15 protein-coding genes are annotated in these 15,444 nt (G+C 71.9%); 6 read left to right on the forward strand and 9 right to left on the reverse strand.

Translation table 11 applies throughout. From position 1 onward, the window contains the following. Positions 1 to 5 precede the first annotated feature (5 nt). Positions 6 to 1,463 (forward strand): penicillin-binding transpeptidase domain-containing protein, encoded by a 1,458-nt coding sequence (locus tag AB0L21_RS28760; protein WP_365700686.1) that lies wholly within the window; start codon positions 6 to 8, stop codon positions 1,461 to 1,463. Positions 1,464 to 1,466: 3 nt separating this feature from the next. Here AB0L21_RS28760 and AB0L21_RS28765 read toward each other — a convergent pair whose 3' ends face one another. Together AB0L21_RS28765 and AB0L21_RS28770 are read right to left on the reverse strand one after the other, a co-directional pair. Beyond that, entirely contained in the window at positions 1,467 to 2,300 is an 834-nt protein-coding gene (locus tag AB0L21_RS28765; protein ID WP_365787345.1) for a hypothetical protein, read from the reverse strand. Between the two features lie 53 nt (positions 2,301 to 2,353). Further along, the gene (locus tag AB0L21_RS28770; RefSeq protein ID WP_365787347.1) at positions 2,354 to 3,463 is read right to left on the reverse strand and encodes a ferritin-like domain-containing protein; all 1,110 of its coding nucleotides are present in this window, start codon (positions 3,461 to 3,463) and stop codon (positions 2,354 to 2,356) included. Between the two features lie 123 nt (positions 3,464 to 3,586). Here AB0L21_RS28770 and AB0L21_RS28775 point away from each other — a divergent pair, with 123 nt between their 5' ends. From AB0L21_RS28775 to AB0L21_RS28790, 4 genes are all read left to right on the forward strand, one after another. After that, a complete protein-coding gene (locus tag AB0L21_RS28775) occupies positions 3,587 to 4,525 on the forward strand; it encodes a diiron oxygenase (protein ID WP_365700458.1) in 939 nt (312 codons plus the stop codon). A 129-nt stretch (positions 4,526 to 4,654) separates the two neighbouring features. Next, the gene (locus AB0L21_RS28780; RefSeq protein ID WP_365787349.1) at positions 4,655 to 5,305 is read left to right on the forward strand and encodes a TetR/AcrR family transcriptional regulator; all 651 of its coding nucleotides are present in this window, start codon (positions 4,655 to 4,657) and stop codon (positions 5,303 to 5,305) included. Then, a complete protein-coding gene (locus AB0L21_RS28785; protein WP_365787351.1) occupies positions 5,298 to 5,618 on the forward strand; it encodes a hypothetical protein in 321 nt (106 codons plus the stop codon). The genes AB0L21_RS28780 and AB0L21_RS28785 overlap by 8 nt, the downstream gene beginning before the upstream one ends. A gap of 111 nt (positions 5,619 to 5,729) precedes the next feature. Beyond that, complete coding sequence (locus AB0L21_RS28790; RefSeq protein WP_365700452.1) at positions 5,730 to 6,770, forward strand: NlpC/P60 family protein; 1,041 nt, start codon at positions 5,730 to 5,732, stop codon at positions 6,768 to 6,770. Here the strand turns inward: AB0L21_RS28790 and AB0L21_RS28795 are convergent. The 6 genes from AB0L21_RS28795 to AB0L21_RS28820 all read right to left on the reverse strand — a co-directional run bounded on the left by AB0L21_RS28795 (position 6,767) and on the right by AB0L21_RS28820 (position 13,022). Then, positions 6,767 to 7,276, reverse strand: a complete 510-nt coding sequence (locus AB0L21_RS28795; protein ID WP_365700450.1) for a hypothetical protein — start codon at positions 7,274 to 7,276, stop codon at positions 6,767 to 6,769. The two genes, AB0L21_RS28790 and AB0L21_RS28795, sit on opposite strands and share 4 nt — an antisense overlap. 87 nt (positions 7,277 to 7,363) lie before the next feature. Then, the gene (locus AB0L21_RS28800) at positions 7,364 to 8,617 is read right to left on the reverse strand and encodes a styrene monooxygenase/indole monooxygenase family protein (protein ID WP_365700448.1); all 1,254 of its coding nucleotides are present in this window, start codon (positions 8,615 to 8,617) and stop codon (positions 7,364 to 7,366) included. Positions 8,618 to 8,658: 41 nt separating this feature from the next. Continuing rightward, the gene (locus tag AB0L21_RS28805) at positions 8,659 to 9,315 is read right to left on the reverse strand and encodes an ATP/GTP-binding protein (RefSeq protein ID WP_365700446.1); all 657 of its coding nucleotides are present in this window, start codon (positions 9,313 to 9,315) and stop codon (positions 8,659 to 8,661) included. Beyond that, positions 9,296 to 9,721, reverse strand: a complete 426-nt coding sequence (locus AB0L21_RS28810) for a DUF742 domain-containing protein (RefSeq protein ID WP_030657823.1) — start codon at positions 9,719 to 9,721, stop codon at positions 9,296 to 9,298. The genes AB0L21_RS28805 and AB0L21_RS28810 overlap by 20 nt, the downstream gene beginning before the upstream one ends. Then, on the reverse strand, positions 9,718 to 10,221 hold the full coding sequence (locus AB0L21_RS28815) for a roadblock/LC7 domain-containing protein (RefSeq protein WP_365700444.1): 504 nt from the start codon (positions 10,219 to 10,221) through the stop codon (positions 9,718 to 9,720). Before AB0L21_RS28815 ends, AB0L21_RS28810 begins: the two co-directional genes overlap by 4 nt. Next, positions 10,218 to 13,022 carry a nitrate- and nitrite sensing domain-containing protein gene (locus AB0L21_RS28820; protein WP_365787353.1) on the reverse strand — a complete coding sequence of 935 codons (2,805 nt, stop codon included), beginning with the start codon at positions 13,020 to 13,022 and terminating at the stop codon, positions 10,218 to 10,220. The genes AB0L21_RS28815 and AB0L21_RS28820 overlap by 4 nt, the downstream gene beginning before the upstream one ends. A 384-nt stretch (positions 13,023 to 13,406) precedes the next feature. Between AB0L21_RS28820 and AB0L21_RS28825 the strand changes: the two genes are divergently transcribed. Then, entirely contained in the window at positions 13,407 to 14,195 is a 789-nt protein-coding gene (locus tag AB0L21_RS28825) for a protein phosphatase 2C domain-containing protein (protein ID WP_365700440.1), read from the forward strand. A gap of 653 nt (positions 14,196 to 14,848) precedes the next feature. On the opposite strand, the gene AB0L21_RS28830 is transcribed toward AB0L21_RS28825, so the two are convergent. Further along, complete coding sequence (locus tag AB0L21_RS28830; RefSeq protein WP_365700438.1) at positions 14,849 to 15,340, reverse strand: MarR family transcriptional regulator; 492 nt, start codon at positions 15,338 to 15,340, stop codon at positions 14,849 to 14,851. Between the last annotated feature and the right edge of the window lie 104 nt (positions 15,341 to 15,444).

The following is a 15,444-nucleotide window of genomic DNA, read 5'->3' on the forward strand; positions in this document are numbered from 1 at the left end:
GCCCGATGGCGAAGTACATCCGGCACGCCTGCGCGTTCTGCGCCCTGCTGCTCGCGGCCCTGCTGGCCAACGCCACCCGGGTGCAGGTCGTGCAGTCGGACGAGTACGACGGCAATCCGGCGAACCGCCGGGCCGCGATCGCCCGCTACCAGGTGCCGCGCGGGAACATCCTGGTGGGCGGCGAGCCGGTCACCGGGTCCCTGGACACCGGCGAGCAGCTGCGCTACGAACGCACCTACCGGGACGGCCCGTTGTACGCGCCGGTCACCGGCTTCTCCTCGCAGAAGTACGGCACCACGCTCCTGGAGCACGCCGAGGACGGGGTGCTCTCCGGCACCGATCCGATGCTCGCGCCGCTGCCGCTGTGGAACGACGTGACGCGGGCACCGAACCGCGGCGGCGATGTCGTCACGACCCTGCACCGGCAGGCGCAGGAGGCCGCGTACCGGGGACTCGCCGGGCGGAAGGGCGCGGTGGCCGCGATCGAGCCGGCCACGGGCCGGGTCCTGGCGCTGGTGAGCAGCCCGTCGTACGACCCCTCGGAGCTGTCCGGCAACAGCGAGGCGGTGACGTCGGCGTGGGCGCGGCTCAACCACGACCCGGAGAGGCCGATGCTCAACCGGGCGGTGCGGCAGACCTATCCGCCGGGGTCGACGTTCAAGGTGGTCACCGCGGCGGCGGCGCTGGACGCGGGGGTGGTCACGGACCTCGACAAGCGCACCGACTCCCCCGACCCCTACCGGCTGCCCGGCACCACCACCCGGCTGACCAACGAGGGCGACGGCTGCCGGGACGCCTCGGTGCGGGACGCCTTCGAGTGGTCCTGCAACACGGTCTTCGCCAAGCTGGGCGTGGACGTGGGGGTGCGGGACATGGCGACCACGGCCCAGGCGTTCGGGTTCAACGACACCGGGGTGCGCATTCCGTTCACCGTGGCGCCCAGCACCTTCGACACGCGGGTGGACAAGGCGCAGCTGGCGCTGTCCTCGATCGGGCAGTACAACACGCGGGCCACGCCGTTGCAGATGGCGATGGTCGCGGCGGCGGTCGCGGACGGCGGCCGGCTGCGGCCGCCGTATCTGGTGGAGCGGACCACCCGGCACGGCGGCGAGACGGTCTCCGGCAGCGAGTCCCGGCCGGGGCGGCAGGTGATGCGGCCGGCCACCGCGGCCCGGATGAAGGAGCTGATGGCCGGCGTGGTGGAGGAGGGCACCGGAACCAACGCGGCCATCCCCGGCGCGCTGGTCGGCGGCAAGACCGGCACCGCCCAGCACGGGATCGGCAACGCCGGGGTGCCGTACGCCTGGTTCGTCTCCTGGGCGCAAGCCGAGGACGCGCTGGAGCCGCAGGTGGCGGTCGCGGTGGTGGTGGAGGACGCCTCGGCGGACCGGGGCGAGATCAGCGGCGGCGGGGACGCGGCGCCGATCGCGCGGGAGGTGATGCGGGCGGTGCTGGGGCGGTGAGGGTCAGCCGATCGGCTCCCGCATCTCCGAGCGGATCGTGAGGGTCTTGCGTGCGAACGCCTCCAGGTCGACGTCCGACGGGTCCTGGTTCATGGCCGCCGTGGCCACCTCGGCGACCGTGGCCCCGGTGTTGCCGTCGGCCCAGGCGCACACCGGTACGGTGATCTTCGTGCCGAGGTGCCCCTCGGTCATCACCTCGCAGCTGATGGTGACGCCGTCCAGCTGGAACTCCTTCGCCGGGACGGCGATCGTGGCGTCGTCGCCCTCGCCGGCGCCCTTCATCATGTTCTTACGGGCCTCGTCGGTGTTCTTGAACCGGCCGTACATGCCGGACACCACCAGGGTGCCCTTGGCCTCGTCACCGCCGGGGCTGTAGGTGCCGACCACGCCGTGGGTGTCCTTGGCGTCCCAGGCTCCGTCGGCCTCCCTGCTGATCTTCTTGCCCTCGGACCCGGAGAGGTCGTCGACGAGTTCGTACTTCCCGTCGAGCAGCTTGCCGGGCAGGGTCAGCTTGTGCTCCGCTGCGGGGAAACCGCTCTCGGCCACCGTCCCGAGCACGATGAGCAGCGCCACGACGGCCGCGACGACACCGCCCACGATGCCGAGCACCAGACCGATCCGCCGCTTCTTGGGGGGCGGGGCCATGGGCGGGACGCCCCAGCCGGGGTACGGCTGCTGGGCCGGGTACGGCTGCTGCTGGGGGTACGGGGAGCCGTACGGGCCCGGGGCCTGCGGGGGCTGCTGGCCGTAGGGCGGCTGCTGGCCGTACGGCCCCGGGTTCTGCGGGGGCTGCTGGCCGTAGGGGCCGGGATTCTGCGGCGGTGGAGGCATGGACACGCCAGCACGCTACTGCACCCGGGTGACGAACCGGCACCGCATTCCGCGCCCGGTCAGTCCTCCGCCGCCCCCGACCGGATCGCCGTCTCCACCTCGGCCACCCGTTCCCGCTCCTCGGCGGCGAAGCGCTCGGCGTCCAGCCGCTCGGCCAGCTCCTCGTCCTGGGCCATCAGCAGGTCCAGGTCGGAGTCGCCCAGCTCCAGCACCCCCATGTCCACGTAGGCCTGCTGGAGCCGTTTGCCCCACAGGCCGATGTCCTTGACGCACGGGACGATGCGGCTGAACAGCAGCTTCCGGAACAGCCGGAGGAACTCGGACCGCTCGCTCAGCGCCTCCGCCTCGGCCTTGGGGATGCCGAAGTTCTCCAGCACCTCCACCCCGCGCAGCCGGTCGCGCATCAGGTAGCAGCCCTCGATGACGAACTCCTCGCGCTCGCGCAGTTCGGCGTCGGTGAGCTGCTTGTAGTAGTCGCGCAGCGCCATCCGGCCGAAGGCCACGTGCCGGGCCTCGTCCTGCATGACGTACGTGAGGATCTGCTGGGGCAGCGGCTTGTTCGTGGTGTCCCGGATCATGCCGAAGGCGGCCAGCGCCAGGCCCTCGATCAGCACCTGCATGCCGAGGTAGGGCATGTCCCAGCGGCTGTCGCGCAGGGTGTCGCCGAGCAGCGACTGGAGGTTGTCGTTGATCGGGTAGACGAGGCCCATCTTCTCGTGCAGGAACCGGCCGTAGATCTCGGCGTGCCGGGCCTCGTCCATGGTCTGGGTCGCGGAGTAGAACTTGGCGTCCAGGTCGGGCACCGACTCGACGATCCGGGCCGCGCAGATCATGGCGCCCTGCTCACCGTGCAGGAACTGGCTGAACTGCCAGGAGGCGTAGTGCCGGCGCAGCTCGCCCCTGTCCTTCTCCGAGAGCTTGTCCCAGTACGGGGTGCCGTACAGGGACATCGCCTCGTCGGGCGTGCCGAGGGCGTCGTACGGGTCGACCTCCAGGTCCCAGTCGATCCGCGTCCGCCCGTCCCACTGCTTGTCCTTGCCCTTCTGGTAGAGGGCGAGGAGGCGGTCGCGGCCGTCGTCGTACTCCCAGCTGAACCGGGCCGCGCCGGCGGCGGGAACCTGCCAGGGGGAGTCTCCCGGGTCGTTGGCGTAGAGCTCATGGGTCGGCATACCCCGCAGGCTCACACGTAGACGCCGAGTCAACAAGTCATGCGCAAGGGATTGACGGCCTTGCTGACAGGCAGTCTCATAAGAGGCAGGACGACTACCCCCGGGTAACGAGGTGAGGGAGCCATGACGACCCTGACGGAAGCGGACGCGCTGGACGGGCTGCGCGACGCGCTCGGCCTGCTCAAGGACCGGGAACAGGTGGCCGAACGGCTGCTCGTCTCTTCCGCCAAGCACTCCTTCGACCCGGACGAGGAGCTGGACTGGGACGCGCCCTTCGAGGAGGGCAAGTGGTTCTGGCCACCGGAGCTGGTGTCGCTGTACGACACGCCGATGTGGAAGCGGATGAGCGAGGAACAGCGCATGCTGCTCTCCCGGCACGAGGCCGCCGCGCTGGCCTCGCTCGGCATCTGGTTCGAGATCATCCTCATGCAGCTGCTCGTCCGGCACATCTACGACAAGGCGGCGACGAGCGCGCACGTGCGGTACGCGCTCACCGAGATCGAGGACGAGTGCCGGCACTCGAAGATGTTCGCCCGGCTGATCTCGCACGGCGGCACGCCCTGGTACCCGGTGAGCCGCGTCCACCAGAACCTGGGCCGCCTGTTCAAGACGATCTCCACGACCCCCGGTTCCTTCACCGCCACGCTGCTCGGGGAGGAGGTGCTGGACTGGATGCAGCGGCTGACGTTCCCCGACGAGCGGGTGCAGCCGCTGATCCGGGGTGTCACGCGGATCCACGTGGTGGAGGAGGCGCGGCATGTCCGGTACGCCCGTGAGGAGCTGCGGCGCCAGATGGTGACCGCCCCGAAGTGGTCCCAGGAGTTCACCCGGGTCACGTCGGGCGAGTTCGCCCGCGTCTTCTCGGTCGCCTTCGTCAACCCGGAGGTCTACACCAACGTCGGCCTGGACAAGCGGGAGGCGATGGCCCAGGTGAAGGCCAGCGCGCACCGGCGGGAGGTCATGCAGACGGGCGCGAAGCGGCTGACGGACTTCCTGGACGACATCGGGGTACTGCGGGGTGTGGGGCGGCGGCTGTGGAGGTCTTCGGGACTGCTGGCGTAGACGGGGGCTGAGCGCCCCGAAGCGGCGCGGGGCTGGTCGACGTGCGGCTCCGCCGCGTGGGCGCGAGCAACCACTACGCACCGGCAGATGGAGGCCGGCCGAAGCCGCGCGGCGATTAGGCTGCTGGCCATGACCCCGTCGGCCACCCCCGCATACCGTCGGCTCAGCGTCGAGGAGCGGCGAAGCCAGCTTCTCGACGCCGCCCTGGGCCTCTTCGCGCACCGCGCGCCCGAGGACGTCTCCCTGGACGACGTGGCGGAGGCGGCCGGAGTGTCGCGCCCGCTGGTGTACCGGTACTTCCCCGGCGGCAAGCAGCAGTTGTACGAGGCCGCGCTGCGCTCCGCCGCCGAGGAACTCCGGCAGTGCTTCGACGAGCCCCGCGAGGGCCCTCTGCTGCCCCGGCTGTCCCGCGCCCTGGACCGCTATCTGGCCTTCGTGGACGAGCACGACACCGGCTTCAGCGCGCTGCTGCAGGGCGGCAGCGTGGTGGAGACCTCGCGCACCACCGCGATCGTGGACGGGGTGCGCCGGTCCGCCGCCGAGCACATCTACCAGCACCTCGGCATCCCCGACCCGGGCCCCCGGCTGCGCATGACCGTCCGGATGTGGATCACGGCCGTGGAGGCGGCCTCCCTGATCTGGCTGGACGAGGACAAGCAGCCCCCGGTGGAGGAGCTGCGCGACTGGCTGGTGGAGCAGTTCGTGGCGGTTCTCACGGTCACCGCGGGCCGGGACCAGCAGACGGCCGCGCTGGTCACCGCGCTGTCGGCGGATGGCTGAGACTGGACCCGTGAAGAGCCAGGACACCCCCTTCGAGGGCGGCCCCATGGACGGGCGCGTGCTGCCCGTCCTGGTCGGCCCCACCGGGCACCCCCCGAAGACGTACCGCATCCCCGTCCCGGACCCCGGCGGCGGCCCGCCCACGGTGCTCGTCTACCGCCGCGTGCCCCGGGGGCACAGCAGGCGGCTGGGGCTGGTCCAGGGGTGGAAGTACCGGTACCACCCGGACGACAGGTCGGGCGGAAAGCTCCGCTGGCCCTGGTCGAAGCCGGACGCCACGCCGTCCGGCAAGCCGGACGACGCGAACGGGTGAAACCGCTGCGCCGAACCGCGCACGCTTCGTATCCAGCCGCACTTACACGTCTGATTATCGGGTTGCGCTGGGAAGTGGAGATTCCGCTTCCTTCGCAGCGGAGGTGATGACGTGTCAGGAAGACTTCTGCGTCTGGCCTGTACGACGGCGGTGACGGCCCAGGCCGCCCTCGTGCCCGTGACCGCCGTGGCCACGCCGGAACCCCAGCGGTCCGTGGCCCAGCTGCTGACGGACCTTCAGCAGCTGTACCGGCGGACCGAGCAGGCCACCGAGACCTACAACGCCACGACCGAGCAGCTGGAGCGGCAGCGCGCCGAGGTGGCCCGGCTCGACGGCGAACTCGCCCGCGCCCGGCTCGTCCTGCGGGGCAGCCGCACCGACGCCGGGCGCCTGGCCCGGCAGCAGTACCAGAACAGCGGCGGCCTCGGCCCGTACGTGCGCGTACTCCTCGCGCCCGATCCGCAGCACGCGCTGGACGAGGGCCACGTCCTCGGCGAGCTGGCACGCGAACGGGCCCGTACGGTGGCCCGGCTGACCACCGCGGAACAGCGCAAGGACACGCTGGCCCGCGCGGCCCGCAAGGCCCTCGACACCCAGCTCAGCCTGGCCGGCCGGCAGAAACGGCAGCGCGACGACGTCCAGGCGAAACTCGCCGACGTGGAACGCCTGCTGGCCGGTCTCACCCCGGCCCAGCTCGCGGCCGTGGCCCGGCTGGAACAGCAGGGGGTCACCGCGGCCCAGCAGCGCCTGGCCACCGCGGGAGCCCTGCCCGCCGACCGCGCGGCCACCCCGGCCGGCGAACGTGCCGTCCGCTACGCCATGGACCAGCTCGGCAAGCCGTACCAGTGGGGCGCGCAGGGCCCCGACGCGTACGACTGCTCGGGCCTGACGTCGCAGGCGTGGTCCCACGCGGGTACCCCGATCCCGCGCACCAGCCAGGAACAGTGGGACCGGCTGAGAAGGGTCCCGCTGAACCAACTCCGGCCGGGCGACCTGGTGGTGTACTTCCCGGAGGCGACGCACGTCGCGATGTACGTGGGCGGCGGAAAGGTCGTGCAGGCGCCCAGGCCGGGGCAGAAGGTCACGGTGTCACCGATCGCCAGCTATCCGGTCCTGGGCGCCGTGCGTCCCGATACGGGCGGGGGCCGCTAGTCCTTGCAGAATCGCTTCAGCGCGGCCTCGGCACCCGCCTTGTATCCGGATTGCCAGTTGGGGTCGGCGGCGGTGACGCCCTGGTTCTTCTTGTTCTCCTTGCAGTCCTGCTTGATGTCGGCGAAGCCGTCCTTGAAGCCCTGCCTGAACTGCTCCCGGGCGTTCTTCTGCTCCCCCTGCTCGGCCGTGCCGCACTTGACCTCGGGGCCGCCGACCTGCTGGGCGCTGACGGTGCCGCTGGCGTCGGTGACGGTCAGGGAGAAGCTGCCACTGGCGTCGGTCTTCACGGTGCCCTCGGATCCGTTGGCGGACTCCACGGCAACGGCCTTGTTCGGCTTGAAGTCCTTGCCGCTGACCTGGAGGTTCTTCGGATCGTTGGTGCTCCTGACACCACAGGTGGGCGATGCCGCCGTAGCGGTGGAGGCGGTGAACGTCACCGCCCCCAGCGCGAGCGACGACACCGCCAGGGGTGCCAGCACCGCCAGGCGTACACGTCGACCGTTCATGGAAACTCCTCCGTGTCCTGTCCCCCCTTCAGCCCCGCCTCCTAGCGTCTCTCCGCCGACAGAGGGTGTCAAAAGGGGACAAACACATCAGGCTCCGGTGAGCGATCCCAGGTACGCGGCCGTCTTCTCCGGGTCGTAGAAGAAGTTCTCGAAGTCGGCCGGGTCGTTGAACGCGTTGGCGAATCGATCCGCCACCGGCTGCAACTGCCCGGCGGCGCCGATGAGGTTCAGGACGTGCTCCGGCGGCGGCGCCAGCATCGCGTTCGTCCACTTGGTGACGTGCTGGGCGGTGGCCCAGTACCGGTCGAACGTCTGCCGCATCCACTCCTCGTCGAACGGCTTGTCGCCGTGCTCCAGGATCGACGCGAGGTACGCGGCGGCGCACTTGGACGCCGAGTTGGAACCCTGTCCGGTGATCGGGTCGTTGGCCACGACCACGTCGGCCACGCCCAGCACCAGCCCGCCGGAGGGCAGCCGGCCGATGGGGTTGCGGACGGTCGGGGCGTAGCGGCCGGACAAGGTGCCGCCCGCGTCCGTGAGTTCGACCTTCGTGGCCCGCGCGTACTCCCAGGGCGTGAACTTCTCCATGAGTTCCAGGGTCAGGGAGAGGTGCTCCGCCGGGTCCTTGACGCCCTGGAAGACGTCGAGCGGGCCGCCGGGTATGCCCTCCCAGAACAGGATGTCGGCGCGGCCGGACGTGGTGAGCGTCGGCATGACGAACAGCTCGCCGACGCCGGGGACCAGGTTGCAGCGGACCGCGTCGAACTCCGGGTGCTCCGGGCGCGGGCCGAGGCCGTGGACGTACGCCACCGCCAGCGCCCGCTGCGGCTCGCTGTACGGGGAGCGCTCCGGGTCACGGGCGAACATCGACACCAGCTCGCCCTTGCCGGCCGCCACCATGACGAGGTCGTAGGTGCGGGAGAAGTAGTCCAGGTCGCCGACCGCCGCACCGTGGATGACCAGCTGGCCGCCGCGCTGGGCGAAGGTCTCCATCCAGCCGGCCATCTTCACCCGCTGGTCCACCGACTGCGCGTACCCGTCGAGCCTGCCCACCCAGTCGATCGCCCGCTGGGTGGGGCCCGGGTCGTGCGAGCCGGGCGCGGCCACCGAGACGCCGAGTCCTTCGATCTTCGGGGCCTGGGACTCCCAGAAGTTCAGCTGGAGGTCGCGCTCGTGCTGGAGGGCCGTGTCGAACATGCACTGCGTCGACATGACCCGGCCGGAGCGGATCTCGTCCGCGGTCCGGTTCGACATCAGGGTGACCTCGTAGCCGTGCGACTGCAGGCCGAGGGCGAGCTGGAGGCCGGACTGGCCGGCTCCGACGACGAGTATCTTCCGCATGCGGGTGGTGCCTCCTACGGGATGAGGACGAGGGGTGAGGACTACTCCGGGGTTTCGTCCAGCGCGTGGGCCACCAGGGCCAGGAGGGTCTCGATCACCGAGATCCGCCGCCGCGCGTCCATGATCATGACAGGGATGTGCGCCGGTATCGTCAGCGCCTCCCGCACGTCCTCCGGTTCGAACCGCTCGCTGCCGTCGAAGTGGTTGACCGCGACGACGTACGGCAGTCCGCAGCTCTCGAAGTAGTCCAGGGCCGGGAAGCAGTCCTTCAGCCGGCGGGTGTCGGCCATGACGACGGCACCGATCGCACCACGCACCAGGTCGTCCCACATGAACCAGAACCGCTGCTGGCCCGGCGTGCCGAACAGGTAGAGCACCAGGTCGTCGTCGAGCGTGATGCGGCCGAAGTCCATGGCCACGGTGGTGGTGAGCTTGCCCGGCGTGGCGGACAGGTCGTCGGTGCCCTCGCTGGCCTCGGTCATCAGCGCCTCGGTCTGCAAGGGCGTGATCTCCGAGACGGAGGTGACGAGCGTGGTCTTGCCGACGCCGAAGCCGCCCGCCACCACGATCTTCGTCGCGATGGGAGCGCGCGTCCGGTCCGTCTGCCAGGACTTCAGGTCCTCGTCCGGCGCGGTGAACCCGGCGACGAGGGGGGCGCCCCCGAAGGAGGCGGTGGCGTCAGAGACGGCGGAGTCCACTCAGCACCCTTTCCAGCAGAGCGCGGTCCGGGCGGCCGGTGCCGTGACCGGTTCCGGTGCCGTACACACGGATCTTTCCCTGGTCCGCGAGATCGCTCAGGAGCACGCGGACCACGCCGAGCGGCATCTTCAGCAGCGCGGCGATCTCGGCCACCGTGCGCATACGGCGGCACAGTTCGACGATGGCCCGCATCTCCGGCATGACCCGGGTGGTGAGCGAGCCGTTCGTCAGTTCCTTGCGCTCCTCCGGGGCCTCCAGCGCCGCCACGAACGTCTCCACGAGGAGGACGTGGCCGAAACGGGTACGGCCGCCGGTGAGCGAGTAGGGGCGCACGCGGGCGGGTTTGCGGTCGCCGCCGCGGACCGGGAGCTGTGTCTTCCCTGGTTTCTTCGGGGTGCCGGTCATCGGCCGCTCCCCGTCGACTCGGCTTCCAGGTTCTTGCGTAGTTCGCTGCGCAGCTCGGGCGTCAGGACGTGCCCGGCGCGGCCGACGAAGAGCGCCATGTGGTACGCCACGACGCTCATGTCGCACTCGGCGGAGCCGTGCACGCCGAGCAGCGATCCGTCGCTGATCGACATCACGAACAGGCTGCCCTCCTCCATCGCGACCATCGTGTGCTTGACCCCGCCGAACTCCAGCAGCTTGGCGGCGCCGACGGTGAGGCTGCCGATGCCGGAGACGATGGTGGCGAGGTCGGCGGAGGAGCCCCGGGGGCCGGTCCGCTTGGTGTCGCGGGACTGGCGGGCCTCCTCCGTGCGACCCGGGTCGGACGACAGCAGGAGCAGCCCGTCGGATGAGACCACGGCGACGGACTGGATGCCGGGTACTTCCTCGACCAGGTTGGTCAGCAGCCAGTGCAGGTTGCGGGCTTCACTGCTCAGTCCGTAGGTAGTGGGCGCGGTCAACTGCTTGCCTCCTCGGCTGTGCCCCCCGTGGCTTCTTCGGCGTGTGCGTGGCTGGTCGGCCGCCGGTTGTTGGCCGTCTGCTCGGCGATCTCCGCCTCTACGTCGCGGTAGCCGGCCTGGGCGCCGGTGCGGAAGCCGCCGAGCCTGCGGCGCAGGGCGTCGGCGTCGACGCTGGTGCTGCGCTGGCGGGGCGGGGTGGTGGGGGCGGTGATCTTCGGTGTGCGCTTGGGGAGCCCCTTGCTGGTGAGCCGCTCCTCCTCCTCGGCTTCCTCTGCGGGGCCCGTGGTCCCACCGGCACCACCCGTGCGGTTCTCGTCGTCGGGTGCGGGTGGCGCCTGTGGGGTCTTCTCGTCGTCGGCGGCCCGCGGGTCGCCGAAGCGGCCGGTCACCGAGTTCGCGGGTTCCGCCGGAACGTCCGGGAGCAGCAGCTCCATCGTCGTCTCGGCGTACGTCTCCGCCGGGGCCTTCGGACGGGTCTCCGTGTCCTGGGCGGGCTGGGCGGCCTGCTCGTGGGCCTCCGGCGGTGCCTTGCGCGGTGACTCCTGCGGTGCCTCGGCGGAGGCGTCCCGTACCGCCTGTTCCGCCAGGGTGACCAGCGGGTCCTGGTGCTTGGCGCGGGTGGGGAGCAGGTTGGAGTTGGCCTCGGCGTCGGCACCGGGGAGGGTGAAGGTGCCCGTGGCGCCGGGCGTGGCGCTCTGGGGCGGGAGCGCCGTGGGCGGGGCCTCGACGAGCAGGGACGCCGGGAGGACCACCACCGCCGCGATGCCGCCCTGCTTCTGCTCGCGCAGCTGGACGCGGACCCCGTGCCGGTGGGCGAGGCGCGCGACGACGTACAGACCGAGGCCGAGGCCCTCCTCGCCCTCCTGGTCGTAGAGCGACTCGGGGTCGAAGTCGCCGAGGCGGGCGTTGAGGGTGTCCAGGCGGTCGGCGGTCATGCCGATGCCCTCGTCCTGGACCGACAGCATGACCTCGCCCGACTCCAGGAGCCAGCCGGAGACCTCGACGGGCAGGTCCGGCGGGGAGAACGAGGTGGCGTTCTCCATCAGTTCGGCCAGCAGGTGGGAGAGGTCGTCGGCGGCGAAGCCCGCGACGTGCGCGTGCGGCGGGAGGGCCGCGATGCGGACGCGCTCGTAGCGTTCGATCTCGCTGACCGCCGCCCGGACCACGTCGACCAGCGGCACCGGGCCCGGATGCTGCTGGACGTGCTCGGTGCCGGCGAGGACCAGGAGGTTCTCGCTGTGCCGGCGCATGACCGTGGCGAAGTGGTCCAGCTTGAACAGGGTGGCGAGGCGTTCGGGGTCCTGTTCCCGGTCCTCCAGGCCCTCGATGACCGCGAGCTGGCGCTCGACCAGGCCCAGGGTGCGCAGGGCCAGGCTGACGAAGGTGGAGCCGATGCTGGTGCGCAGCCGCTCCAGCTGGGCGGTGGACTCGGCCAGTTCGGCGCGCAGTTCCTCCCGGGCGTCGGCCATCTTCTGGCGCTGGCCCACCAGGTGCTTGCGGTCGGTCTCCAGGGTGGTGACCCGCTCGTGCAGCGCCACGGCGTGCGCGTGCAGGGCGTTGACCGAGCGGACCACCTGCGCGAACTCGTCGTTGCGGCCCGTGAAGGCGATCGGCTCCTGGGCCGTCGGGTCCTCGGCCCCGGCGAGGCGGGCCGAGCCGCGGCGCAGGACCGACAGCGGGCGGGTCAGGGTGCGGGCCATGGCCGTGGCGATGCCGACCGCGACCAGCATCAGCGCGCCGAGGACGGCGACGCGGATCTCCAGGGCGGTGACGTCGTCGTCCCGGAGCTGCGCGAGGTCCTTGGTGCGGTGGTCGTAGAGCGCGGACTCGGCGCCGCGCATGAGGTCGACACGGGCGGACAGAGCCGCGTCCAGCTTCTTGGTGCCGGTGGCCAGCTCGCTGTCGGCGAGGGTCGGCTGGTCGGTGAGCGAGGCCAGGTACTTGTCGGCCGAGTTGACCTCGGGGCCGGTGACCGTGGAGTCGTAGGAGTCCACGGCCGCCTTCGGCGCGGTCTCGCGGAAGTCGGCGAGGGCCGCGTCGGCGCGCAGCCGTGCCTGCTGGGCGGCGGCGGTGAGCGCGTCGCGCTGTTTGCGGTCGGCGTCGCTGCTGGTGGCCGTGGTGGTGGGCAGGCCGGTGGCGGGGTCGATCACCGTCTGGGTGCTGGACGGGATGTTCAGCGCGGCCAGCAGCAGGCCGCGGGCGGCGGCGGACTGCTGGACGGCGGAGTCCAGTTCGGCGAGGGCGTGGGCGCCGGAGCCGGCCCGCGGGGGCGTCTGCTCGGCCAGCTGCTCGGCGAGCCGGTGCAGCGCGGTGATCGTCGCCGAGTACGCCTGGTGGGTCTGGAGAGCGCTGGTCTTGCCGGTGAGGGCGCTCCGGCGGAGCGCGTCGATGCCGTCGAGGGCGGTGCGCAGGCTCGCCGGGGTGTCGGTGTCGGCGCGCAGCTCCTCGACCTGCCGGTCCACGCGGGCGCTGCGGTCCTCGGAGGGCGCCTTGGCCTTGGGACGGCCGGCCGCGACGTAGGAGGTGACCTCGTCGCGTTCGTCGGCGAGGGAGTGGGCGAGGGTGAGCGCGTCCTGGGTCCGGGCGGCCAGCGTCACCAGGTCCTGGGAGTCGCTGACGTCCTGGGAGGCGGTGAGCAGTGCGGGCGCTCCGGCTCCCGCGACGGCGGCGGCCACCACGGCGACGGCGACGATCAGCCGGGTGCGCACATGGGTGGGGCGACCGGAGCCCACGGGGGTCTGGGGGACGGTCCCCTCGGGGGCCGTCTGCCTGCCTGTGCGCCGAGGCCGCTTCTTCTGCACCGGTGCTCGCATTCCTGAACTCGTCTACCCAGGGGCCCGGGTGGCGCCCCGTCAGCTCGGTGCCAAGTGGTGCGTACACCCGGTTCGTACGGTTCCCGACCCTCCCAGCGCCGGTGGGCAGTGGTCGCGCATCACCTGACCCGCCACTCGAAGGAGTGAACATCGGAGGGGAGTTGGGGGGCAAGTTCCCCTGGCGCGTGCGACGCTCTTGCGCGGCGGGCCGGTTGGACGCACGCGGCAGGCTTTGGCAGTATTCGCCGCCACGCCTTCCCGGAGTGGATCATTCTCACCCAAAACAGGCGCCTGACCTGCGGGGTCGTGAGAATTCACCGGTTGGTGCCAGCCTTTGGCGCACCGTGTGAAGGGCTCGTGCAGACTGGCTGGATGCGCACTGATCTCGTTTCGGAACCCGGGGACGCGTCCCGCCCCAACGAGGACTTCGCCGGTGTCGGACTACCCGCCTCGGGACAGGGAGGTTGCGTGATCGTCCTGGACGGAGTGACTCCGCCCAGCGGCGGGACGGGCTGTCTGCATTCCGTCCCCTGGTTCACCGCGCGGCTGGGCGGTGCGCTGACCGAACTGACCGTTTCCTTCCGAGATCTGACGCTCTCGGAGATTCTCGCGCGGGCGATCCGGCGCACCGCCGACGCCCATGCGGACACCTGTGAGCTTTCTCACCCGCGAACCCCCCAGGCAACCGTCGTCCTGGCCCGCTGGTCCGCCGCCGCGGTCGAGTACCTGGTGCTGTCCGATTCCGTGCTGCTGGTGCGGGGGCCCGACGGCACGGTCACCCCGGTGCTGGACGACCGGCTCGCCCGGCTCCCCCGCTCCGCGCTCGCCACGGACGCCCTGGTCGACGCGAACCTGCGCAACAAGGAGGGCGGCTTCTTCACCGCCGCCGCCGACCCCGCCGTGGCCGCCCGGGCGGTCACCGGCAGCCTGCCCCGGCGGGAGGTCCGGGCGCTGGCGGCACTGACGGACGGCGCGACCCGCTGGACGGAGACGTTCCGCGAGGGGGACTGGACGGCCCTGTTCGACCTGGTCGCCAAGGAGGGCGCCCGGTCGCTGGTGGACCGGGTACGGGAGCTGGAGACGGCGGACCGGGAGGAGCGGGCGTTCCTGGGGCACGGCAAGACCCACGACGACGCCACGGTGGTGTACGCGGAGCTGTGACGGGCGGACAGGGGCGGCCCGACACCGGGGGCCGCGGCCGGGGCCGGGCTACGCGCCGGGGCGGGGCTGTACGGCGGGACGGGCCGGGACGCCGGGGCGGAGCCGTTTCGCCGGGACGGGCCGGGAAGCCGGGGCCCAGCCCGCCGGGACGCCGGAGCCGGCCTGCGCGCCGGGACGGGCCCGGACGCCGGAGCGGAGCCGTTTCGCCGGGACACCGGGACCGGGCTACGCGACAGAACGGGCCCGGACGCCGGAGCGGAGCCGTTTCGCCGGGACACCGGGGCCGAGCCGTTTCCCCGGGACCGGGACCGGGCTACGCGCCGGGACGGGCCCGGACGCCGGGGCCGAGCCGTCTCCCCGGAACAGGGACCGGGCTACGCGCCGGGACGGGCCGGGACACCGGGGCCGAGCCGTTTCCCCGGGACAGGGATCGGCCTGGGCGCCGGGACACCGGGACCGAACCGTGTCGCCGGGACGCCGGGACACCCCGACCGAACTACGCGCCGGGACGCCAGGACACCCCGACCGAGCTACGCGACGGGACGCCGGGATACCCGGACCGAGCTACGCGGCAGGACGCCGGGACCGGCCTGCGCGGCAGGACGCCGGCACTGGGCTGTTTCGGCGTGCCGGGTCGCGGCGCCGGTGCTGCGCTATTTCGCCATGACGCCGTTCAGCTCGTGCAGCAGCCGGGCCAGTTCGGCGACCTCGCGGCGGTCCCAGTGGGCGAGCTGGCGGACGTAGCGGGCGCGGCGGGCTTCGCGGACCGTGCCGACGCGGCGGCGGCCCTCGTCGGTGAGGGTGACGAGCCACGCGCGGCCGTCGGCCGGGTCGGGCTCGCGGGCGATCAACCCCAGGTTCTCCAGGGCGCGCAGCTGGCGGGACATGGTGGCCTTGCCGACCCCGATGTAGGCGGCGAGTTCCGTGGCCCGCTGGCCGCCCAGTTCGTCCAGCCGGATGAGCAGGCCGTACGCGGAGGACTCCAGGTCGGGGTGGACCTCCCGGGCCATCTCCCCCTGGTTGGCCCGGGCGCGCCGGAGCAGCACGGTCAACTCGCGCTCCAGCGCGAGGAATTCCTGGTCTGCGCCACTGGGCGTCATCTGGCCGACGGCGCCGTGCGCGCCGTCGCTTCCGTCCTCGTGCACGTCAGCACCCCTGCTCGGTTTCGCGGTCCTGAAAGTTTCTGTCAAAAGTCGTCATTGCCGCAGCTCTGTCAGTATTTCGCAGGCGTAGACCAACGGCGTCGTCC

The organism is Streptomyces sp. NPDC052721 (assembly GCF_040678315.1).
GTDB lineage: Bacteria > Actinomycetota > Actinomycetes > Streptomycetales > Streptomycetaceae > Streptomyces.